The sequence below is a fragment of the Luteimonas composti genome, from assembly GCF_042678665.1.
Taxonomy (GTDB): domain Bacteria; phylum Pseudomonadota; class Gammaproteobacteria; order Xanthomonadales; family Xanthomonadaceae; genus Luteimonas; species Luteimonas composti.
Genome location: NZ_JBHTKU010000002.1, coordinates 110,756 through 132,584, shown reverse-complemented (window position 1 = coordinate 132,584; position 21,829 = coordinate 110,756). Strand labels below are relative to the sequence as shown.

The following is a 21,829-nucleotide window of genomic DNA, read 5'->3' as shown; positions in this document are numbered from 1 at the left end:
GCGTCGGACGGGATGCCGGTTGTCGACCGGCATTTGCACGGCCCGGTGCTAGGCTCGCGCCATGTCCAGCCCCCAGGCCAGCCGCGCGACACCGGCGCCCGACCCCGCGACGGGCGGCAAAGTGCGCGAGTGGTTCGCCAGCGTGCGGTCGCGCTCCCGCCGGCTGGCCGCGCCGCTCAGCGCGGAAGACGCACAGCTGCAGTCCATGCCCGACGCCAGCCCGGCCAAGTGGCATCTGGCGCACACCACCTGGTTCTTCGCGCGCTTCGTGCTCGACGACGCCGACGCCATTCCCGACGGCTGGGACGTGCTGTTCAACAGCTACTACGTCGGCGCCGGCGATCGGCATCCGCGCGCGCGGCGTGGAGTGCTCTCGCGACCCACGCTCGCCGAAGTGCTGGCCTGGCGCGAGGACATCGACGCGCGCGTGCTGCGCATGCTCGACGCCGCCTGCGTCGACCAGGCGCGCCTCGAGACGCTGGTGCTGGGCGTGCACCACGAGCAGCAGCACCAGGAGCTGCTGCTGACCGACATCAAGCATGCGCTGTGGTGCAATCCGCTCGCACCGGCCTATCGCCACGACCTGCCGCGCGCCGAGCCGGTGGTGTCGGCGGTGGACGCTGGACCGGCCTGGCTGGCGTGCGACGAGGCGATCGTGGAGATCGGCGCGCCGCGCTGGCCGGACGCAGGCGCGGACTTCGCCTACGACAACGAGACTCCACGGCATCGCGCCCTGCTGGCCGCGCATGCCATCGCCCGGCGCCCCGTGGACAACGCGGCCTATGCCGCCTTCGTCGCCGACGGGGGCTACCGCTCGCCCACCCTCTGGCTCAGCGACGGCTGGGACCTGGTGCAGCGCGAAGGCTGGCAACGACCGCTGTACTGGCATGAGGACGGGGAGCGCGAGTTCACCCTGGCGGGCTGGCAGCCGCGCGATCCGCGCGCGCCGGTCTGCCACCTGAGCCACTACGAGGCGGATGCGTTCGCGCGCTGGGCCGGCGCGCGCCTGCCCACCGAAATCGAATGGGAAGCGGCGGCCGCGTCCTGCACACTCGACGGCAACTTCGCCGACGACGAGGCACCGCTGCATCCGCATGCCGCGCGGACGGCCTCGCACGACGGCGCGCCGCAGGGCATGTTCGGCGACACCTGGGAATGGACCAGCAGCGCCTACGGCGCGTATCCGGGATTCCGCCCCCTGGCCGGCACGCTCGGCGAGTACAACGGCAAGTTCATGAGCGGCCAGCTGGTCCTGCGCGGCGGCAGCTGCGCCACCCCGCGCGGCCATGTGCGCGCCAGCTACCGCAATTTCTTCCCGCCGCACGCGCGCTGGCAGTTCTCGGGCCTGCGCCTGGCAAAGGACTTCGATTGAGCACCGCCCCCGAGCTGACCGACCTGCATCCCAGCACCGACGACATCGCCGGCGACGTGCTGCGCGGCCTGGCGTCCAGCCCGAAGCGGCTGCCGTCCAAGTACTTCTACGACCGGCGCGGCTCGGAGCTGTTCGAGGCGATCACCCGGCAGCCGGAGTATTACCTCACCCGCATCGAGCTGGCCCTGCTGGCCGAACGCGGCGGCGAGATCGGCGCGGCGGTGGGTCCGCGCGCGCACGTGGTGGAGCCGGGCAGCGGCAGCGGCCGCAAGACGCGGCTGCTGCTGGAGGCGCTGGAGGATCCGGTGGCCTACACGCCCATCGACATCTCGCGCAGCGCGCTGACCGACAGCGCCGGCCGGCTGGACCGCGAGTTCGGCGAGGTGGAAGTGCTGCCGGTGCTCGCCGACTTCACCCGTCCGGTGCCGCTGCCGGCGCCCTCGCGGCCCGCGGCGTCGGCCCTGGTGTTCTTTCCCGGCTCCACCCTGGGCAACTTCACCCGCGACGAGTCCGTGCGCCTGCTGGCCGCGATGCGCGCCACCATGGGCGAGGACGGCGCCGCCCTGCTCGGCCTGGACCTGGAGAAGGATCCGGCCATCCTCGAAGCCGCCTACAACGACGCCGCCGGGGTCACCGCCGAGTTCACGCTCAACCTGCTGCGCCGCCTCAACCGCGACGTCGGCAGCGACTTCGACCTCGCCGGGTTCGCCCACCGCGCACGCTACGTGGAGGAAGAAGGCCGAATCGTCACCACGCTGGAGAGCCTGCGCGAGCAGGACGTCACCGTGCAGGGCCGCCGCTTCCATTTCGCCGCGGGCGAACCGATGCAGGTGGAGCAGAGCCAGAAGTACACCGACGCGCGCATCGCCGCGCTCGCGGCGGACGCGGGACTGCGCGTGGTGGACGGCTGGAACGACGCGCGCGACTGGTTCGGCCTGCGCCTGCTGCGGGTGGCGTGACCGGCGCCGCTGGCCCTAGCATTCGCTCCCCGGGCCGCGCGCGGCTCGCCCGATCGACCCAGGACGCCTACGCGATGACGCCTCCCGACCACGAGTTCGACCCCGACGACAACTACCGGGGCGACGCCGAGCGTGCCGAGATCGACGACGAGGCCAGCACCGAAGTCCTGGTCTGGCAGCTGCTGCTGATCATCAACCCCGGCGACGAGGACGCGGCCCTGCAGCAGTTCACGGCCTTCCAGGAAGCGCTGGGCGGCGGCGACGTCGACGACCTCGACCTGCCGCAGCTGCTGCGCGAGGTGACCGACTGGAAGTCCGGTTTCCACATCGACGAATCCGATACCGGCGCCCTGCTCGAGTGCCTGGTCGAGCTGGCCGCACGCTTCAACGTGGACATCGACTGGGGCGTGGAAGATCCCACCGACGACGAGTTCCTGACGCGCGTGAGCGCCACCGGACTGCTGGAAACCGCACAGGACCAGCTGCGCCTGGAGGGCTACACCCTGTGGACCTGGGACACCGGCACCGACGCGCACGCCGGCTGGATGTCGCTGGCCAGCGACGACGAGGGCGTGCGGATCATCGCGCCTGCGCTGGGCTTCGACGCGCGGCCCGTGGGAATGTAGCGCCGCGGGGCTGTGCCCGCCGCTTGACCGTGGCAACTGCGATCCCTGGCGGTGCTCGGGCGCCGCCGCGTCAGCCGCACCACTGCCGCTCGCAGGGGACGCCATCGCCGTCGCCATCCATCTGCGTGTTCGGGCAGTGGCGGATGAAGTACGTCGCCTCGTCGCAGGAACGCATCTGCGAACAGTGGATGCGGCCATCGCAGCGATAGGCGGACTCGACAGGCCGGACCGGGGCTGCAGCCGGCGCCATCGCGGCCACGGCCGGCGGTGGCGCGTCGCCAGGCGCTCCCGGGTTGAAATGGCGGTAGCCCTTCCATTCGGCCACGCCCAGGACCAGCAGCAGGATCAGCTTTTTCAGCATCTGGCTCCGTGACGGTCGAGGAGATTGGCGAGGAACAGCCGCTGCAACAAACGCACCAGTCGCCAGTCCTGCGCTCCGGTCCCCGTCCTGTACATCCGGTCCGGAGATACGAAGACACGGCGGTCCGGAGATACGGCGGCCACCTGTCGCGCCGTGACTGCTCCCTCCCCCGCGCGCGCGGGGTGAGGGCGTCCTGATTGCACGGCACGCAGTGCGGGATGCCCGAACGACCGGCGCCCGCGCCGGGCCGGACGGGCTGGGGTGGGGGCCACTGCGTCGCGACGCCCCCCGCGCCTTGCGGCGCACCCCCATCCGCCTCCGGCACCTTCCCCCGCGATCGGGGGAAGGGACGTACCCGCATCTGCCACGGCGCCTGATCCCCGGTGAGGCCCTGGCGCCACGCCCCTTCCCGAGCCGGCGCGATCGCGTCCGGCGCCGCGTGCCGCGTTCATCGCGCTTCGTCTTCCGCGCGGGCAAGCTGGCGCCTGTTCCCACTGGACCGTTGCCGTCGATGGCCCTGCTGCTTTTCTCCCTGGCCGTCGTGGCGGCGTGGATGCTTGGCGCCTTCCAGCTGTGGCCGCGCACGCGTCGCGTCGCCGAGGCGCTGCCGTGGCTGGGCGGGGTGCTGGCGCTGGGCGTCGCGGCCTGCCTGGTGCTCGGCATCGCCGGCATGCTGCTGCCGCTGGGCGAATGGCGCTCGCCGTCCACCGACCAGGTGGTGCACCGGCTGCTGGGCGAGGGTTCGCTGGCGATGCGGCGCACGGGTTCGCCGCTGCTGGACCGCGTCGCCAACGTCTACCTGGGACTCGACATCGGCTGGACGCTGCTGGCGTTGTGCCTGGCGTCGATGCACGGGCTGGTGTTCTGGGCGGGCATCGCCGAACGGCGCCGCCGGACGACGGGCCGACGGGGCAGTTGACCGGCGCGGGCTCCCCGCCGGCTCAGCCCTCCGCGCGGAAGCGCCGCACGTGTTCCACCAGCGCGCGCAGCTTCGGCGGCTGGTTGTTCCGGTTCGGGTAGTACAGGTAGAAGCCGTCGAACTCGGGCAGGTAGTCGCCCAGCAGCGCCACCAGCTCACCGCTGCGCAGCCATTGCCGGTAGTTCTCCTCCAGGCCGAAGCTGATGCCGCCGCCGGCGAGCGCGGTGCGCAGCATCAGGCGCAGGTCGTTGGTGGTGACCTGCGCGCCCACGTCCACCTCGAACTCGCGACCGCCTTCGCTGAACTCCCAGCGGTAGGGCGCCACCTCCGGCGCCGGGCGCCAGCCGATGCAGCGGTGGTTGACCAGTTCGCGCGGATGACGCGGCAGGCCATTCCGCTCGAGATAGGCGGGCGCCGCCACCGCGACCTGTCGCTGCGGGCCGGTCAGCGGCACGGCCACCATGTCCTGCTCGATCACCTCGCCCAGTCGCACTCCGGCGTCGAAGCCGCCGGCGACCAGGTCGATGGGGTCGTCGCTCACGGTCACGTCCAGGGTGATGCCCGGATGCGCCTCGACGAAGCGCGCGACCAGCTCCCCGGACAGGAAGCGCTCGGCGATGGAGGAGACGTTGACGCGCAGCAGGCCGCGCGGCGGGCCGTCGCCGGGCGCGTCCTCCAGCGCCGCAGCGACGGTCCGCAGCGGACCCACGACCTGCCGGTGCAGCCGCGCGCCGGCCTCGGTCAGCCGCACGCTGCGCGTTGAGCGCTGCACGAGGGCCACGCCCAGCCCGTCCTCGAGCCGTCGGATGCCCTGGCTGACCGCCGAGCGGGTGACCCCCAGCGCATCGGCCGCGGCGCGGAAGCTGGCCGTCTCGGCCACGGCCAGGAACATGCGCAGCAGGTTGAGATCCATGGCCATTGGTTAGCGATTCTAACCAGGCAGTTCAGCGCCTGGCGGATTCTCTGGACAGCGGGCGGCGCCTACCGTGATCCCCGGCCCCCAACCGATGGACCCTGCCATGACCCGCTCCTCCTTCCACCATGCGCCTGCGGCCCAGGCCGCCGCCGCCCTGTCCGGTGGCGCGTCCGCCACCCGCGGTTCCGCCCGGGGCGCCACGCCGCCGCACGTCGGCCTGTGGGTGACCGATGACGGCTACGTGCGCCACGCCCTGCTGCCGGACGGCCGCTACGTCGAAGCGCGCGGTCACCGCGAGGCCGCCTATCGCGGCCGCTACACGGTCACCGGCCGGCGCATCGATTACGTCGACGACACCGGCTTCACCGGCTACGGCGAGTTCATCGACGGCGTGCTCCACCACGCCGGGATGGCGCTGCGGCGGCAGCCGGAAGCTGCGCCCAACCGCGACGCACGCTGATGCGCCGCACCCGCTTTTCCCCCAGCAAACGAAGGAAGCACCCATGAACGACAATCTCCAGGACAAGATCGTGCTGGTCACCGGCGCCAGCAGCGGCATCGGCGAGGCCACCGCCCGCGTGCTGGCGGCCCGCGGCGCCACCGTGGTGCTCGGCGCCCGGCGCACCGACCGGCTCGAAGCGCTGGCCGCCGCGATCGCCGCCGACGGCGGCCACGCCAGCGTGCGCGCGCTGGACGTGACTTCGCGCGAGGACGTGCAGGCCTTCGCCGACCATGCCCTGCGACAGCACGGCCGCATCGACGTGCTGGTCAACAACGCCGGCCTGATGCCGCTCTCGCCGCTGTCGGCGCTGAAGGTGGACGAGTGGGACCGGATGATCGACGTGAACATCCGCGGCGTGCTCCACGGCATCGCCGCGGTGCTGCCGGTGATGGAGCGCCAGGGCCACGGCCAAGTGGTCAACGTGTCCTCGATCGGCGGCTTGTTCGTGATGCCCGCGGCGGCGGTGTACTGCGCCACCAAGTACGCGGTGCGGGCGATTTCCGAGGGCCTGCGCATGGAGAGCGACACGGTCCGCGTGACCTGCGTGTATCCCGGCGCGGTGGAATCGGAACTGGCCAGCACCATCACCCATGTCGACACGGCCAGGGCCATCGACACCTTCCGCCAGATCGCGCTCGAGCCGGAGGCGATCGCCGAGGCCATCGCCCACGCGGTCGGCCAGCCGCCGGAGGTGGACACCACCGACATCGTGGTGCGCCACCTGCGGAGCCCGGCATGACGGCGGCACCGGAGGGCCGGGTCCGCGGTCGCCTGGCGGCGCTGGCGCTGGGCGTGGCGGCGCTGGCGGCGGCGCCCGGGGCACTGGCCGGAGACGCGGATGCCGCGTCTCCGGCCGGACACGTCGCCACCGCCAACGAAGCGCGCGTGCGCACGGCGTTCGCGGCCTGGGCGGCGGGGACCGGCAGCGTGTTCGAGCTGCTGCGCGAGGACGCGGCCTGGACCGTGGCCGGGAACAGCCCGGTCTCCGGCAGCTATGCCTCGCGCGAGGATTTCCTGGCGCGCGCGGTGGCGCCGATCACCGCGCGCCTGGCCACGCCGATCGTGCCGCGCCTGCGCCAGCTGGTGGCGCAGGGCGACACGGTGGTGGCGGTGTTCGACGGTATCGCCACCGCCCGCGACGGCCGCGAGTACCGCAACACCTACGCCTGGCACATGGTGTTTGAGGACGGCCGGATCGTGCGGGTCGAGGCCTTCCTCGACACCTGGGCCCTGCAGCGGCTCATGCAGGACTGACACGGGACCCGCGTCCGCAACGGAGCCGCCCCTGCCGATCGGCACGTCCCCGGGCGGCGGCGCAGGCGCATCCTGCGCCGCTGACCCTTGTCCCGGACCCGTCGGAGCCACATCCATGTTGCGTACCCTGCTGCTGTCTTCCGCCATCGCGCTCGCCCTGGGCGCATGCGACCGCACCCCGACCGAACCGACCATGCCCGACGCTTCCTCCGCTGCCGCCACGCCCAGCCAGGCCGAGAATCCCCTGCTCGCCGCCAGCACGCTCCCCTTCCAGGCCCCGGTATTCGACCGCATCCAGGACGCCCACTACCAGCCGGCGATCGAGGAAGGCATGCGCCAGCACCTGGCAGAGGTACGCCAGATCGCCGACAGCGCCGAGCCACCGACCTTTGCCAACACCATCGAGGCGCTGGAGCGCAGCGGCGCCCTGCTCACGCGCGCGGCCTCGATCTTCTTCGCCATGACCTCCGCGCACACCAACGCGGCGCTGCAGGCGGCCGAGGAAGCGCTGGCGCCGAAGCTGGCCGAACACTCGGATGCGATCCACCTCGATCCGAAACTGTTCGCCCGGGTGAAGGCGCTCCATGACCAGCGCGCGGGCCTGGACCTCACTCCCGAACAGGCCTTCCTGGTCGAACGCACCTACGACAGCTTCGTGCGCGCCGGCGCCCAGCTCGACGCCGAGCGCCAGGCCGAACTGCGCAAGCTCAACAGCGAGGAGTCCTCGCTCACCACCGCGTTCTCCAACAAGCTGCTGGCCGCGACCAAGGCCGGCGGCGTGCTGGTCGACGACGTCGCGAAGCTCGACGGCCTGGACGAGGCCAGCATCGCCGCGGCCGCGGCTGCCGCGAAGGATGCCGGCCGTGACGGCAAGTGGATGCTGGTGCTGCAGAACACCACCCAGCAGCCAGTGCTCGCCTCGCTCAAGGACCGCGACCTGCGCCAGCAGGTGATGGCCGCCTCGCTCGAACGCGCGCAGAAGGGCGACGCCAACGACACCCGCGCCACCCTGCAGCGCCTGGCCGAGCTGCGCGCGCGCAAGGCGCAGCTGCTGGGCTATGAGAACTACGCCGCCTACAGCCTGGCCGACCAGATGGCCGGCACGCCGGAAGTCGCGCTCAAGCTGCTCACCGATACCGTGCCCGCCGCGACCGCGCGCGCGCGCGCCGAACTGGCCAAGATCCAGTCCGTGGTCGACGCCCAGGGCGGCGGCTTCGAGGCCGGTGCGGCCGACTGGGATTTCTACGCCGAACAGGTGCGCAAGGCGGAGTTCGACCTCGACGCCGAGGCGATCAAGCCCTATTTCGAACTCGACCGCGTGCTCAAGGACGGCGTGTTCTACGCCGCCGAACAGCTCTACGGCATCACCGCCAAGGAGCGCACCGACCTGCCGGTCTACCACCCCGACGTGCGCGTGTTCGACATCTTCGACGCCGACGGCACCCAGCTGGCGCTGTTCTACCTCGACCCGTTCCAGCGCGACAGCAAGCAGGGCGGCGCCTGGATGGGCAACTTCGTCGAGCAGAACGCGCTCACCGGCGACATCCCGGTGATCTACAACGTCGAGAACTTCACCAAGCCCGCCGCCGGCCAGCCGGCGCTGCTGAGCTGGGACGACGCGACCACCCTGTTCCACGAGTTCGGCCACGCCCTGCACGGCATCTTCTCGAAGACCAGCTATCCGAGCGTGGCCGGGACCAACGTGCCGCGCGACTTCGTCGAGTTCCCCTCGCAGTTCAACGAGCACTGGGCGCTGGATCCCAAGGTGTTCGCCAACTACGCCAAGCACTACCAGACCGGCGAGCCGATGCCGCAGGAGCTCGTCGACAAGATCGTGCGCGCCCGCACCTTCAACCAGGGCTATGCGACCACCGAATACCTGTCGGCTGCCCTGCTCGACATGGCCTGGCACACGCTGCCGGCGGACGATGCGAAGAAGGACGCCGAGGCGTTCGAGCGCGAGGCGCTGGCGAAGTACAAGGTGGACCTGGTGGCCGTGCCGCCGCGCTACCGCAGCAGCTATTTCAGCCACATCTGGGGCGGCGGCTACGCGGCCGGCTACTACGCCTACTTCGGCGCGGAAGTGCTCGACCACGATGCCTTCCAGTGGTTCCGCGAGAACGGTGGGCTGACCCGCGAGAACGGCCAGGTGTTCCGCGAGAAGATCCTCTCGATCGGCCACTCGCGCGACCTGGCCGAGGCCTACCGCGCGTTCCGCGGCCAGGATCCCAGCGTGGAGCCGCTGCTGGAGCATCGCGGTCTGAAGTAGCGACGCGTATCGCCACCGGAGAAGAAGGCCCGCTTGCCCGGGCCCCTTCCTTGGATGAGCCGCGACATCCAGTGGGCCGATCGCGCGGCAGGAACAGGCACCGATGCGGACTCACCGCATCGCGCCGGTGCGAATGGCCGCACGGGGCGCGTCGCAGCGCACGGCGCAGGATCCGCCCCTCGGCGGCATCAGCCCTGCATCCGCTGCAGCACGAAGTTCCACGCCGGCAGGGTGGCGAGCGCCAGCACGATGCCATAGCCGACCAGGGCGGCCGCCAGGCGGGGCGCCATGCGGTGCGAGATGGCGAGCGCCGCGGCAGTGACCATCGTCGGCATCGCCGATTCCAGCACCGCGACCTGGCGCATGCCGCCTTCCAGGCCGAATGCCAGCGCCAGGCCCAGCGCCAGTGCAGGCAGGAGCACCAGTTTCAGTCCGAGGCCCAGCGCCAGCGGGCCGACCTCGTCGCGCGGCAGGCGCAGCTGCGCGGTCAGGCCGACCGCCAGCATCACCAGCATCAGCATCACCCCGGACAGCCGCTCGAGCGCCGAGGCGATCCACGCCGGCGGATGCTCGGGCATCAGGGTGAGGCCGAAGGCGAGCGCCCACATCGGCGGGAAGCGCACGATCCGCAGGCCGATCCCGCGCGCGGTCGGCGGATGCTCGCCGCCGTAGCGCGCCAGCACCAGCAGGCCGAGCGTGGAGAGCATGACGAAGGTGCCGAACTGGTCGTAGACCACCGCATGCGGCAGCGCCTGCGCGCCGAGCAGCGCCTGGATCATCGGATAACCGATGAAGCTGGTATTGCCCAGCATGGTGCACATCAGCAGCGCGCCCAGCTCGTCTCGACGCAGCCGCAGGCGCGGCGCCAGCAGGCGCAGCAGCGCCCAGCTGGCGGCGGCCAGCAGCCATGGCACCAGCACCAGGCCCAGCAGGTCGGGATCGAAGCGCAGCCGCGGCACGTGGATCAGCACCGCCGCCGGCAGGCAGACGTACAGCACGACCAGGTTGAGCGTGTCCGCGGCGCCGTCGGGGAACACCCGCAGGCGCGCGAACAGCATGCCCAGCGCCAGCATGGCCAGCATCAGGGCGAAGGCATCGAAGGCCATGCAGTGGCGCGGTGACGTGGGGGCTCCATGATAGGGCCGCGGCGGTGCGACCATCCTCGGCGCCACTGGACCGGCCCGCCCCCGCAAGGCTTCGCTGCGCCAGGGCGGCCGCCTGTCCCCGTCCCCTTGCCTGTTGTAGGGTAGGCCACTGATCAGGAGGGATTCCGGATGCGTGCACTAGGGATGGTGGCGTTGCTCGGTCTCGTCGCGTGCGCGGGCCCCCGCACCGCGCATGACCGCGGGACTGTGGCGCCTGCGGGCGTGGACACGACGCCGGTCGCAGCCTCGATGCAGCCCGGGGCGCCCGATGCATTGGTGGGCGGACCCTTTTCGGGGGCATGGGAGTCGTGCGAGGGCGCGCCCTCGCCCGAGGAGTGCAGCCGCTACCTGCTGGTGCAGCGCGGCGAGCGGATCTGCGGAATCTGGTCCTATCTCGCGTCGGGGCAGGCCTACGACGGTCGGCTCGTGTCGCGCGCAACATCTCCGACGCAGGCTCGGCGCACGCATGTCTGCGGTCGTCCCGGTGCGGAAACCGATACCGAATGCAGCGACGGATGGCAGCGCATCGACAAGCCGCTGCTGCTGTGCGACGGCAAGCTCGGGGACCTGGTGGGCGCAGGAGGCGAGTGCTTCGCCGACTATCAGGCCGCGCACGCATCGCAAGGCGAATGGGACAGATTGCTGGCGGCACCGTGGGTGCAGGAGTGTCTGTCGAGCCCCCTGTGAAAGATGAGCCATAGGGACATGGATCATGACCAACCCCAATCCCCTGACCGCGAGCGAGTTGCGCGCGGCCGCCTACTTCGCCGTGGGCGTGACCTCGGAAGGCAGCATCGCGGGACGCGACCTCGCCTACCGCCTGAGCTTTGCCGGCAGCGTCGGGGCCGGCGGTCGCATGGAGCCGGTGGCCAACAGCGGCTACTCGTTCGGCACGATGCAGGTCGACCTGGGCCAGCACCCCGCCATGGCCCGCGAGCTGCTGGACCGCTATCAGGCCTGGGCGGCAACGCAGCCCGATCGCGCCGCGCTGGTGCTCGGGCCTGACGACTACGACAGCGTACGCACATCCCTGCAGCGAACCGGTCGCGAGATGCGCGCTGCCCGTGCGGTCGACATCGACCGCTCCGGCATCAACCGGTTCCTGGCGTCCGAAGACGGGCAAGGCTTCGTCCATGCGCTGGATTGCGCGCACGTCGACAGCGTGACCGCGATGGATGGCGTCCGTGGCAACCGCGACACGGCGCTGGAACGCCTGCTGGCGACCGAACTGTATCGCAACGCCACCGGCGACGAGCAGGCCGAGCTGGCGGGCATGTTCATGAAACTGCAGAACCAGGCCGGGCAATCCCGCTGGCCTGGGTTGCTCGAACGGGTCGAAGCGGGAACGCTTGCATCCTCGGAGGCGGTGAAAGCCGCTATCGACGGCCTGCTGCCCGACCAGCCGAACGGCAACCCGGACTACCTGCAGAGCGGCGCCGACAATACCTTGCGCGGCATCGCCGTCCTCAACGCGCTGCGCGGGGCCAGCGCCGACAACCCGCTGGCCCGGGCATGGGCCAATGTGTCCGCCGATCCGCTGGTGGGGCCGGTAGCTGCACACCGGCCGAACGCGGCAAATCCCCACCTGCGCTTCGAATACGACACGGTGCGGTCCCTGTTCCTCACGCCCGAGGCGTCCCGCCGCCTCATCGCCGCGCTCGATCGGGGCGGAGCGCTGGCCGAAGGCAATCCGCAAGCGCAGGCCAACGGCAGCCGGCAGGCGGGCTTCTACGTCTCGGGCAACGATTTCGTGCACTGGAACCGCAACGGCCAGGGCCAGGCCTTTATCGCCGGGCAGTGGCGCAGCATCGATCCGGACCACCTGACGCGCGTGCGCCATGACGACGGAACGATCGGGCTGATGATCGACGAGGGCGGCCGACGCACGACCTTGCTGCGGGTTGATCCCAGGGGACGCAACCTGGGTGGGGACGCGGCCGCCCTTCCTGATGTGGCCAGTCGCGCGGCGGACGGGCAAGAAATGGGCGCGAATGCGTTGCGGGTTCGGCCGGGGTCGGGAGCCGGTCCGGAAGTTCGCGAGGCCAGGATCGATTCCAGCGCCGCCCGCGCTCCGGGGCGGACGCCTGACAATCCGGCGGAGACGACGTTCGAGAACCCGTACCTCAACCGTCTGCTCGCCGCCGTGGCCGCCGGCGACAGGGCGGCGGCCAGCCGCGTTTCCCTGGAGTTCGCGGACTCTGCCCAGGGCGCCGCGTTCATTCGATACGGAGACCAGCTGCTGGCCGGACAGCACGCCGCCGGCCACGAAGTCGAGCGGGCCCCAACCCACCGCCGGGAGGGCGAGGCCGAGGGGCCGGCGGGCCCGGCCCCTGTCCAGGCCGACCCTGCTTGCCATGGCGTCGGTCTCACCTGAGCAGCGCTCGCCTACGTCTGCCGGAAATGCCCCAGGTCGCGGCCGGTCGTTTATGCGCGTACGCCACGCCGCTTCGAGCGTTCACGCATTGTCCTGCCATTTGGCGTAATCTGTTTGCCAGGTGGCAGGAGGTGCACATGTCCGAGTCCATGGAGAAAGTGCTTGAGTACCTGGGCGAGCGGGACGCGACACCGGGCGCGGGCGGGAAGAAGGCGCCCGGGTCGGCCGCAGCCGACCGCCGCAAGGCTACGAAGCGCGGCGTCGCGGACCTGGCCAGCCGGCGTGCCGCGCGGGGCGCCGCCGCCATCGAGCCGGACAGGGACGGCCGGGTTGTCCGCTACGCCCCCCAGATCCGCAACCGTGCGGTGGACGTGCTCGCCAGGCGCCTGGCGGTGCCGGCGGAGCGGGTGCTGCATGTCTCGGCGATTCCGCCGCGGACCTTCCACCGCCGCCAGCAGCTCGACCAGACGCTGAGCCCCAGCGAGTCCGACCGCATCCTGCGCATCGCCCGCATCGCCAGCGAGGCCGAGCGCGTGTTCGGCAGCCCCGACAAGTCCTCGCGCTGGCTGTCCACCGAGCATCCCATCCTCGGCGCGACGCCCCTCGACCTGCTGGCCACCGACGCCGGCACGCAGGACGTGGAAGAGGAGCTGGGGCGGATCGAGCACGGCATCTTCGCCTGAGCATGCGCGTCTACCGGATCTGCCGGGCGGAGCATGTCGCGACCGCGCTGACCGGGATCGGCGCCGCCAGCTACCCGGGGCGGTGGAATTCCAAGGGCGTGCACCTGGTGTACACGGCCGGCTCCCACTCGCTGGCGCTGCTGGAGATGCTGGTGCACGTGAACACCATCCACGACGTGCCGGCCAACCTGCGGCTGCTGTCCTACGAGCTCCCGGACGCCTGCGTCCACGCCCTGGAACCGGCGCGCTGGCCCCCGGGCTGGGACCGGCTGCCCTACAGCCAGGCGGTCCGCCGCGTGGGCGACGACTTCGTCCGCGCCGGCGCGCACCTGGCGCTGCGCGTGCCCAGCGCGATCGTGCCTGGCGAATCCAACGTGCTCATCAATCCACGGCATGCGGACATCGCGCGGGTGATCGAGGCGGGCAACATCGACCTGGCGCCGGATTCGAGGCTGTTCGGCTAGGGGCCCAAGCGCGGCCCCGGCCGTGTGGATCGATCGCGCTACGACGGCCCGAACGCCGGGTCAGTGCTCATAAGGTCACTCTTCGCGTGGGGACCGGTGTGGAAGGAGTAGTCCCGCACGGTCGCGCGCGCCCAACCGAATGCTCAACCAGAAGGTTGACAATCGACCGGCGCCGCGCAACACTCAACCTCATGGTTGACCAACACCTCGATCGCACCTTCACCGCGCTGGCCAACCCCACCCGCCGCGGGATGCTGGCCGACCTGATGCTGGGCGAGAAATCCATCGGCGAACTGGCCGCGCCGCACCGGATGAGCCTCGCGGGCGCCTCCAAGCACGTCGCGGTGCTGGCCGAGGCCGGGCTGATCGACCGCTACAAGGTGGGCCGCCAGCACCTGTGCCGGATCAGGCCCGAGCGGCTGAAGGACGCCAGCGACTGGCTGGGCCAGTGGCAGCAGTTCTGGACCACCCGCCTCGACGCCCTCGAGCAGGCGCTGAAGGACGACACCGCGCCACCCCCCCGCCCACCCCGCAATCCTCGCCAACCCCGCAAGGAGAACACCCATGGCTGACACCCTGCACACCGACCAGGCCACCTTCGCCATGCTGCGCTTCGAGCGGCTGCTGGACGCGCCCGTGGACAAGGTCTGGCAGTACCTGGTGGACCCGGAGCTGCGCGCGCGCTGGTTCATGGCCGGACCCACCGACGCCCGGGTAGGCGGCAGCATCGGCCTGACCATGGACCACGACCGCCTGTCCGACCGCGACGTGCCCACGCCCGAGCGCTACCGCCCCTACGTCGGCCACAGCTGGAGCGAACGCATCACCCGCTGCGAACCGCCCCACGTGCTCGCCTTCACCTGGGAGAACGGCGAGGCCGGCGAAGTCACCTTCGAACTCGCCGACGCCGGCAACGGCACGACGCGCCTGCTGCTGACCCACACCGGCCTGCGCGGCCGCAGCGACGCGATGAACTTCGGCGGCGGCTGGCATTCGCACCTGGCGGTGCTGGAGCGGCGCATCCGCGGCGACGGCGTGGAGGATTTCTGGGCGCTGCATGCGCAGGCGGAAGCACGGATGGCGGAGATTTTGCCGGAGGGCGCTGGCGACCGCTGAGCGGAACGTCGGTCCGCATCGCGCGACAACGGAGCTGGCGGGACACCCCCGACATCGCGCCCGGCTTACGTAACAAACAAACTGCGATTGCGGTCTACGCGGAGTCGTACCGATGACGCCAGTCGCTCAAGGTGCACGCTCGGCAGCGGAGCCGAGCGCGTTCCTTACATGGTGACGGACGGGGTATGGCCAGCGTTGCGGACACAAGCCGTCTGCTTCGTGATCGGAGGCTGCCAGTAGTTGTCAGCGCGCCGCTCGGCACACAGGAGCAGCGCCGTTCGTCGGCCTTCGCCAGACCCTCCGCGCGCCGGACGTTACCACCGGGAAGAGAGAGCGCCGTTTGTCGGGGCGCTCCAGGGGCGCGGCTGTCCTGCGACTTGGCGCGCGGTCAGGGCTGCGGCGGATCGCCGTCGCGGGCCTTGTCCTGCTTCCGCGCCTTCCAGGCGTCGTATTCGCTGCGGGAGATCGTGCCGTCGCCGCCGGTGTCGATGTCCGCGAACTTCTCCTGCAGCTTAGGATGCGCCACCAAGTCGGCGCGGGCCACCTGCCCGTCGCCGCGGGCGTCGAGTTCGGCATAGTCCGGCTTTTCCTTCATCCCGTGCTCGGGCCCGTGCGTCGCGCCGGTGGCGTCGTGCCGGGTCGGCCGCGTGGCCTCCTCGTTGGGCGGCGGCTCGGTCACGGGGGTCTGGCTGGTGGGCGGCGTGGTGTCCTGCGCGAGCGCGGTGCCGAACGCCATGGCCGTGGCCAACGCGGCCACGGCAAGCGTGCCTGTCGACTTCATGGGTGGTCCTCCCGGGCGGTACAACGAGGGAAATCGGCGTCGGCCAAGCAGCCCGCCGCCAATCCAGCACACCACGGGCGGTCTTTGCCGGGCGTGGTGACGCCACCCGCTCGCCATCACGCTCGCCTTACGAAGCCACCGCCGCGCGCCTGTGCCCGGCAGCTGCGCGGTGAGGGGCGACGCAGCGACGGGAATAATCTTGCTGCGCATGACCTGTCGCGTGCTGGCGCGACACGGTGAGGGCGCTCGGCACGCTGCCGCTGTCGCTTGTTGGTCCAGGTTGAATCCAAGCCAACCCCATTTTTCGCCGCGCCTCAATCGCCGAGGTAGAAGCCGATCGGGATGAGCTCGACTGCCCAGCCCCCTTCCTCGCCCAGCGTGGCGGCCGGATGCATGGAGGCGAGGCGCAACGCCTCGTCGTGGTTGTCCGCCTCGATGACGAACAGGCCACCCACCAGCTCCCTGGATTCGGTGTAGGGACCATCGCTGACCTGGGCCTTGCCCGCGCGCGGCCGCAGCGTCGTCCACGTGTCGGGCTCGCCGAGCGACGCGGACACCAGCACCTTGCCGGTGGCGCGCATCTTCTCGTCGAGCGCCGGGCACTGGCTGACCAGGGCATCGACCGCCTCCGGCGTCATCGCGGCGAACTTGTCGGGGCTGTAGTAGGCCAGGCCGAGGTATTTCACGAAGGGGGGCTCCAACAGGGTATTCGCCGTAATGACGAATGAGGATGCCGGGATTCGACATCCCGCGTCGCTAACAGGGATGGGCGAGAACGTAGCGGCCCCCTGCTGTCATTCTTCGCCCCCCGTTCGATGCATTGCACGCGCCTTGCATGCGACGGACCCATCGCGGAAGAGCAAGCTTCAAGATCGCCCCGTACGATCTGGCATGGATCCTGCAGGCCGGTCGACACTGACCAACTGGAAGAGGGCTATGGACCATTCCACTGCGCGACGTGTCCTCCTGCTCGCCGCCCTGGCCGGCGCGAACGCCGCCTGGTCACATGGCGGCGGCCTCAATGCGGAGGGCTGCCACACCAACCGCAAGACCGGCGATTACCACTGCCACCGCGGAGCTCCCGCTCCTGCACCCAGACGCCAAAACCTTGCCCCCGCTTCGCTTACGCCTTCGCGGGTCTCCCCGGCGCCTGCCCCGGCAGGCCGCGCCTTCGCCAACTGTGCCGAGGCAAGGGCGGCAGGCGCGGCTCCCGTCCACCGTGGAGATCCGGGTTACGGACCCCACCTGGATCGCGACAACGACGGGATAGGCTGCGAACCGTATCGGGGAAGATAGTGTGGGAGGCCCAAACGGCAATGCAGGTCCGGACCTGACGGGGACGGTCACGACGCTTGCGACGGCCTGCACCCACCAGTCCGACCGTCTCTAGTACGTCTCGCTACAGTCGTTCGGAGGTGGGGTTCCTTGAGCGGGATTCGCTCCTGTTCGACGGCTTCCGCCTTCTGCGGTAGCTTCACCTCCAGTGACCCAGGGATCGGGGGATCCAATGGCCACGCTGATTCCAAGCCGCAGCACCTGCCTGCCACGCATGACGTCGGGAGAACGCCGCTTTTCTTCCCGACTGGACGACAAGCTCGACGATGACTATCTCTGTTGGTACGACGTGCCGGTCGGGCCGCACTACCGGCATCCGGACTTTGTCGTTCTGCATCCCTCCCGGGGTTTTCTGGTCCTGGAGGTCAAGGACTGGAAGCCGGATACGCTGGCCGAGCTGGACCGGGACCGGGCCATCCTCAACACCGAACGCGGCCGCGTGACCCAGGCCAACCCGTTGCGGCAGGCGCGGGACTACGCGATGGAGATCGTGCGCCTGCTGCAGGACGATCCGGCCCTCTGCCACCCACCCGGCGACAAGCGCGCGGGCAAGCTGCTGATGCCCTGGGGCTTCGGCGTGGTGCTGGCCAACATCACCCGCAACCAGTTCGATCAGATGGAACTGGAGCACTTCCTGCCGCCGGGCAGCGTGATCTGCCGCGACGAGATGACCGAAGGAGTGGACGCGGAAGAGTTCCAGAAGCGGCTCTGGGACATGTTCCTGATGCCCTTTCCCTGCCTGCTCGGCCTGCCGCAGATCGAGCGCGTGCGTTGGCATCTGTTTCCGCAGCTGCGCATCCAGGTGCAAGGCGACCTGTTGTCGGCGCCAAGCCAGTCTGAGGCCGCACCAGTCGAGATCCCGGACATCATCCGGGTGATGGACCTGCAGCAGGAGCAGTTGGCGCGCTCGCTGGGCGACGGGCACCGCGTGATCCACGGTGTGGCCGGCTCCGGCAAGACGATGATCCTGGGCTACCGCTGCGTCGAGCTCGCCCGCCGGCAGCACAAGCCGGTGCTGGTGCTCTGCTACAACAAGACACTGGCCAGCCGCCTCGAGCATCTGATGCACGGCCACGGTGTGCAGGACCGGGTGGCCGTGCGCAACTTCCATGAGTGGTGTGGCGAACAGCTCAAGACTTACGGGCTGCGCAAGCCCGCCTTTCAGAAGGGCGATGGCGCGTACTGGCAGAAGCTGGTGCAGGCGGTGATCGACGGAGTAGAGTCCAAGGCCATTCCGCGCGGACAGTACGGAGCGGTTCTGATCGACGAAGGCCACGACTTCGCACCGGAATGGCTGCGGCTCGTCGCGCAGATGGTGGACCCCGAGACGAACGCGCTGCTGTTGCTCTACGACGATGCTCAGACACTGTACGGCAGCAGCACCCAGCGGAAGTTCTCCTTCGCCAGCGTCGGAATCCAGGCCCAGGGCCGCACCACCATCCTGCGTCTGAACTACCGCAACACCCTGGAAGTACTGGCGGTCGCCAAGGCCTTCGCCGAGGAGGTGCTGACCGGACAGGACGCCGATGACGACCACGTGCCGGTCATTGCGCCCGAGAGCGCCGGCCGCCGCGGCCCGATGCCCGAGCTGCGGCGGGCGCGCAACATCTGGGCCGAAGCCGATTTCATCGCCGCCCGGATCCGGGACGCGATCGACAACGGTGCCAATCCCAACGACTTCGCCGTGCTATGCCATTCCAACCGGCTGTCCGGATTGATCGCCGCGCAACTGCAGAAGCGAGGCTTGCCCGTATTGCTGGCCTCGGACGACCAGCGGCGCGCCATGTTCAACGGGCCAGCCTCGGTCAAGGTGATGACCATGCACTCCAGCAAGGGACTGGAGTTCGATACCGTGTTCATTCCAGGGATCTGCGAGTTGGCGGCCCCGAGCGATGACGTGGACCGCAAGCGACAGCAGGTGCGCGTGCTCTATGTCGCCATGACCCGCGCGCTGCGGCAGCTGGAGATGTCGCACCATGGAGACGGCGCGACGGTGGAGCAGATCCGCAGCGTGGTGGAGGGCGTTTCGCGGCGGCTCGCGGCGTAAGGATCTTGGTCGGCCCTGGAAAGTCTCTTACCGCTTTGCCTCAACGCAGCAATGCCTGCCTGTGGGCATGGTGACGTGCTCAGAAAGTGCACTCTGACGCCCGAAGGCGGCGGCGCGCAGGCTAGAGGTGGAAATGGCCTGTGGCTTCGGGCTGGTAAAGCACCTTTTCGATCCGGATATGGCGAGTCCTGTCCGGCATCCGCCAGTCGAGCGCATCGCCCGCCCGGTAACCGAGGATGGCGGTGCCGATGCCCGAGCACACCGACAGCTTCCCGGCCCTGCAGTCCGCGTCCTCCGGATAGACCAGGGTCACCTCCAAGGTCTCGTCATCCAGTTGCAGCAAAGCCCTGGAGTTCATCGTGACCACATCACCCGGTACCTCTCCCGGGTCGACCACGATGGCGCGCTCGATCTCGTGTTCCAACTCGAACGCTGCCGGGTCCTGCACGAATGCAAGCAGACGGCCGAGCCGGTCCTTGTCGATCTCGGTGATCTGGATACCGGCGCCATGGCTAGCGGGGCTTCCGCGCAGGCGCTGGCGGTAGCGCGCCGAGGTCAAGGCGTAGGACGTCAGGGCAGGCGTGTGGCTGTCCGGCAGGAACCCGCAGCGCTCGAAGGCTTTCAGCGAACGCACGTTGTCCGGGTGGATCCTGGCGATGAGCCTCTCGGCCCGCATGTCCAGGAAGGCGAGCTTCATCGCTTCGCGGATGGCGGCGGCCCCGAGTCGGCGACCCCAGTCGTTGCGATTGCCGATGACCAGAACCATCTCGCAATCCGCCCCGGTCCTGACCAGGCGCACGAAGCCCACCCGCGCATCATGCCGGTCGTAGGCCATGAAGAACCGGCCGCCCTGGTTGAACAGGGGGGTCAGGATCGGCAACCGGACCCGACCGAGGACCTGCTCGATGAACCGTGAGACATGACGCGAGTCGCTCAGGTAGCGGGTGACGCACTCGTCTTCCAGCCAGTCCATCAGCGCAAGCGCGTCTGTCCGCGTGATTTCCGAACACAGCGAAACGAAAGGCCCGTTCATCTCCACCCTCATCCTGGCAGCAAGAATGAAAGCCCTTCCTGGCGCCGCCATGACGGTTCTTTCGACACATGGATGTTAGCCCGGCGTGCGGATGCAGTCATCCGATCCCCTGCTCGGCCGTGCCGGCGTCGCGTGCAGGCTTCCTCCAGCAGGATGCAGCGTGCTTTGAATGGCACCGCTACCGGACCGTGGCCCCGGCGATTCGGGTGGCTGATCGCGCCAGGTCGAAATCCGCCGCTACTGGTCCAGCGATACAAGTCCAGGAATCCATTCCAGTCAACCCGGATGGCCGCCTCCGGCCGGAAGCGGACTATTGGCTGAAACACTCGACTTACGTTTCAGTCTTCCAGCTGACTCAATGCCCGGATTATGTCTTCCTCCGTGTCAATGGGAACTAGGGAGCCGATTAATGCCCGCAACTCATCCAGATCCTCACCTGCGTCGCGGTTGCTGACAAAGAATTCCAAGGACAGTCCTGCGCTGACACGATTGATGTCTGTAACGCTAAAGTGCGTCGCGACTCCGGGTCGGCGGCCGACAATGCAGCGCACGGGAGAAGATGGCAGGAACACCATATTCACCTCAACATTGTTGTCAAATGCGGTGAGCGCCAACCTAGGTTTTCCGTCGGAGAAAACTGCAGCGGGGCCGCAGTCACCTAAGATGAAGAATTCACCTGACGGGGCATCAAGTAACTCAAACACCATCTCAGCAGCCATGCGTCTTGCGCGGATGTGCATCTCCGGATCCTTCGCCAGAGCTGCAAGGTAGGCGCCATCAGCAATAGTGTCGGCCTCTGCGCGAGCCCTTGCCAACACTGTGTACGCCAGTTGCCAAGCGTCGGCGACCAGCTTGTCTTGTTGATCAGCTACATGGGTCTTCCACCGCGGAAGCAGCGCGCCATAGATCTTGGCGCGCTGCTCGCGGGGCAGCGGGCCGAAGCGTTTATCGATCTGCTCGTAGATGAGTCGCTTCCTTTCCGTCGAGTTGGTCAGGCTGGCCACAAGATCCTGGCGCGGGCGTGTGATGTCGAGCAGACGGACGCGGAACGCAGAAAGCAGCGCAGGAAACAACCCGATTAACGCCTCGCGCATGGCCTTTGTGCGGAAAGCCAAGGCACAGATGAGGATGGCGATGTCCACGGGAGCCACATCGGCACCTTGATTTACGGCCTGCACTGTCTCTGCCAATTCACCCTCCCCCCGGGTGATGGCGTCATCTAAGCTCGTGTCATCAGGCCCGCCGTAAAAATCCAGTTCCTTGCCTAGGCCACGGGTGTTAGGAGTGAATCGGCCGCGAGTGCGATGATGGGCGTGGACATAGAACTCCTTACCCTGTCGGCGATAGGCGAATGGACGCTGAATGAACTGAGGCAAGTAGTGGTGTTGGCGGCCGGCCATTATCGAAGGGTAGCCTGTCACAGATGTTCTAAAGAGAAGTACTCCTCCTCAGAGCGGCAACAGGTCACGGATATAGAGGACAGGTCGTCCCACCCTGCGATCGCGCTCGTCCCACGCGCGCTTGTGCGACCGAAACGTGTTCCATTCGATTCCACGAAGGCGCCAAGCGCGGGCATTGTCCACATCCCGATGCCCGAACTCATTGATCGCAATGGAAGTTCCAGGTTAGGAGCGCCATGTCGCCAGAAGGTCGCCGGCCGGAGGCCGCGGATG

Annotated in this window: 23 protein-coding genes; 16 read left to right on the top strand and 7 right to left on the bottom strand. The window is 69.3% G+C overall.

Annotated elements, in window-relative coordinates:
- The first annotated feature begins 61 nt into the window (after positions 1–61).
- The 3 genes from egtB to ACFQ2D_RS05265 all read left to right on the top strand — a co-directional run bounded on the left by egtB (position 62) and on the right by ACFQ2D_RS05265 (position 2,957).
- On the top strand, positions 62–1,372 hold the full coding sequence (gene egtB / locus ACFQ2D_RS05275; protein WP_280943587.1) for an ergothioneine biosynthesis protein EgtB: 1,311 nt from the start codon (positions 62–64) through the stop codon (positions 1,370–1,372).
- Positions 1,369–2,331 (top strand): L-histidine N(alpha)-methyltransferase, encoded by a 963-nt coding sequence (egtD, locus tag ACFQ2D_RS05270; protein WP_280943588.1) that lies wholly within the window; start codon positions 1,369–1,371, stop codon positions 2,329–2,331. The genes egtB and egtD overlap by 4 nt, the downstream gene beginning before the upstream one ends.
- Positions 2,332–2,405: 74 nt before the next feature.
- Positions 2,406–2,957, top strand: a complete 552-nt coding sequence (locus ACFQ2D_RS05265) for a DUF6630 family protein (protein WP_280943589.1) — start codon at positions 2,406–2,408, stop codon at positions 2,955–2,957.
- 70 nt (positions 2,958–3,027) lie between these two features.
- Here ACFQ2D_RS05265 and ACFQ2D_RS05260 read toward each other — a convergent pair whose 3' ends face one another.
- Positions 3,028–3,318: an excalibur calcium-binding domain-containing protein gene (locus ACFQ2D_RS05260; RefSeq protein ID WP_280943590.1), complete on the bottom strand. Its 291-nt coding sequence runs from the start codon at positions 3,316–3,318 to the stop codon at positions 3,028–3,030.
- Positions 3,319–3,829: 511 nt separating this feature from the next.
- Between ACFQ2D_RS05260 and ACFQ2D_RS05255 the strand changes: the two genes are divergently transcribed.
- The gene (locus ACFQ2D_RS05255) at positions 3,830–4,237 is read left to right on the top strand and encodes a hypothetical protein (protein WP_280943591.1); all 408 of its coding nucleotides are present in this window, start codon (positions 3,830–3,832) and stop codon (positions 4,235–4,237) included.
- A gap of 22 nt (positions 4,238–4,259) precedes the next feature.
- Here ACFQ2D_RS05255 and ACFQ2D_RS05250 read toward each other — a convergent pair whose 3' ends face one another.
- On the bottom strand, positions 4,260–5,156 hold the full coding sequence (locus tag ACFQ2D_RS05250) for a LysR family transcriptional regulator (protein ID WP_280943592.1): 897 nt from the start codon (positions 5,154–5,156) through the stop codon (positions 4,260–4,262).
- A 100-nt stretch (positions 5,157–5,256) separates the two neighbouring features.
- Between ACFQ2D_RS05250 and ACFQ2D_RS05245 the strand changes: the two genes are divergently transcribed.
- The 4 genes from ACFQ2D_RS05245 (at position 5,257) to dcp (ending at position 9,178) form a co-directional block, all read left to right on the top strand.
- Positions 5,257–5,613 (top strand): Atu4866 domain-containing protein, encoded by a 357-nt coding sequence (locus tag ACFQ2D_RS05245; protein ID WP_280943593.1) that lies wholly within the window; start codon positions 5,257–5,259, stop codon positions 5,611–5,613.
- Positions 5,614–5,656: 43 nt separating this feature from the next.
- Complete coding sequence (locus ACFQ2D_RS05240) at positions 5,657–6,394, top strand: SDR family oxidoreductase (RefSeq protein ID WP_280943594.1); 738 nt, start codon at positions 5,657–5,659, stop codon at positions 6,392–6,394.
- Entirely contained in the window at positions 6,391–6,909 is a 519-nt protein-coding gene (locus tag ACFQ2D_RS05235) for a nuclear transport factor 2 family protein (protein WP_280943595.1), read from the top strand. Before ACFQ2D_RS05240 ends, ACFQ2D_RS05235 begins: the two co-directional genes overlap by 4 nt.
- Before the next feature lie 115 nt (positions 6,910–7,024).
- Positions 7,025–9,178 carry a peptidyl-dipeptidase Dcp gene (gene dcp, locus ACFQ2D_RS05230; protein ID WP_280943596.1) on the top strand — a complete coding sequence of 718 codons (2,154 nt, stop codon included), beginning with the start codon at positions 7,025–7,027 and terminating at the stop codon, positions 9,176–9,178.
- 188 nt (positions 9,179–9,366) lie between these two features.
- Here the strand turns inward: dcp and ACFQ2D_RS05225 are convergent, their stop codons facing one another.
- Positions 9,367–10,284 carry an AEC family transporter gene (locus ACFQ2D_RS05225; RefSeq protein ID WP_280943597.1) on the bottom strand — a complete coding sequence of 306 codons (918 nt, stop codon included), beginning with the start codon at positions 10,282–10,284 and terminating at the stop codon, positions 9,367–9,369.
- A 261-nt stretch (positions 10,285–10,545) separates the two neighbouring features.
- On the opposite strand from ACFQ2D_RS05225, the gene ACFQ2D_RS05220 reads away from it, so the two are divergent.
- From ACFQ2D_RS05220 to ACFQ2D_RS05195, 6 genes are all read left to right on the top strand, one after another.
- Complete coding sequence (locus tag ACFQ2D_RS05220) at positions 10,546–11,010, top strand: hypothetical protein (protein WP_386795558.1); 465 nt, start codon at positions 10,546–10,548, stop codon at positions 11,008–11,010.
- Positions 11,011–11,035: 25 nt separating this feature from the next.
- Positions 11,036–12,697 (top strand): hypothetical protein, encoded by a 1,662-nt coding sequence (locus ACFQ2D_RS05215; RefSeq protein WP_280943599.1) that lies wholly within the window; start codon positions 11,036–11,038, stop codon positions 12,695–12,697.
- Between the two features lie 137 nt (positions 12,698–12,834).
- Complete coding sequence (gene parS, locus ACFQ2D_RS05210; protein ID WP_280943600.1) at positions 12,835–13,380, top strand: type II RES/Xre toxin-antitoxin system antitoxin; 546 nt, start codon at positions 12,835–12,837, stop codon at positions 13,378–13,380.
- Positions 13,381–13,382: 2 nt separating this feature from the next.
- Entirely contained in the window at positions 13,383–13,844 is a 462-nt protein-coding gene (locus tag ACFQ2D_RS05205) for an RES family NAD+ phosphorylase (RefSeq protein WP_280943601.1), read from the top strand.
- Between the two features lie 191 nt (positions 13,845–14,035).
- A complete protein-coding gene (locus ACFQ2D_RS05200; protein WP_280943602.1) occupies positions 14,036–14,416 on the top strand; it encodes an ArsR/SmtB family transcription factor in 381 nt (126 codons plus the stop codon).
- Positions 14,409–14,960: an SRPBCC family protein gene (locus ACFQ2D_RS05195; protein ID WP_280943603.1), complete on the top strand. Its 552-nt coding sequence runs from the start codon at positions 14,409–14,411 to the stop codon at positions 14,958–14,960. Before ACFQ2D_RS05200 ends, ACFQ2D_RS05195 begins: the two co-directional genes overlap by 8 nt.
- A gap of 388 nt (positions 14,961–15,348) precedes the next feature.
- Here ACFQ2D_RS05195 and ACFQ2D_RS05190 read toward each other — a convergent pair whose 3' ends face one another.
- Both ACFQ2D_RS05190 and ACFQ2D_RS05185 read right to left on the bottom strand, forming a co-directional pair.
- The gene (locus tag ACFQ2D_RS05190) at positions 15,349–15,741 is read right to left on the bottom strand and encodes an EF-hand domain-containing protein (RefSeq protein WP_280943604.1); all 393 of its coding nucleotides are present in this window, start codon (positions 15,739–15,741) and stop codon (positions 15,349–15,351) included.
- A 314-nt stretch (positions 15,742–16,055) separates the two neighbouring features.
- A complete protein-coding gene (locus tag ACFQ2D_RS05185) occupies positions 16,056–16,442 on the bottom strand; it encodes a YciI family protein (protein ID WP_280943605.1) in 387 nt (128 codons plus the stop codon).
- A gap of 16 nt (positions 16,443–16,458) precedes the next feature.
- Between ACFQ2D_RS05185 and ACFQ2D_RS05180 the strand changes: the two genes are divergently transcribed.
- Positions 16,459–17,037 carry an excalibur calcium-binding domain-containing protein gene (locus ACFQ2D_RS05180; protein ID WP_386795557.1) on the top strand — a complete coding sequence of 193 codons (579 nt, stop codon included), beginning with the start codon at positions 16,459–16,461 and terminating at the stop codon, positions 17,035–17,037.
- Between the two features lie 211 nt (positions 17,038–17,248).
- Positions 17,249–19,123, top strand: a complete 1,875-nt coding sequence (locus ACFQ2D_RS05175) for a DEAD/DEAH box helicase (RefSeq protein WP_280943606.1) — start codon at positions 17,249–17,251, stop codon at positions 19,121–19,123.
- Between the two features lie 121 nt (positions 19,124–19,244).
- On the opposite strand, the gene ACFQ2D_RS05170 is transcribed toward ACFQ2D_RS05175, so the two are convergent.
- Both ACFQ2D_RS05170 and ACFQ2D_RS05165 read right to left on the bottom strand, forming a co-directional pair.
- A complete protein-coding gene (locus tag ACFQ2D_RS05170; RefSeq protein ID WP_280943607.1) occupies positions 19,245–20,156 on the bottom strand; it encodes a bifunctional GNAT family N-acetyltransferase/nucleoside diphosphate kinase regulator in 912 nt (303 codons plus the stop codon).
- A gap of 338 nt (positions 20,157–20,494) precedes the next feature.
- Positions 20,495–21,556: a DUF4238 domain-containing protein gene (locus ACFQ2D_RS05165; RefSeq protein WP_280943608.1), complete on the bottom strand. Its 1,062-nt coding sequence runs from the start codon at positions 21,554–21,556 to the stop codon at positions 20,495–20,497.
- Positions 21,557–21,829 lie beyond the last annotated feature (273 nt).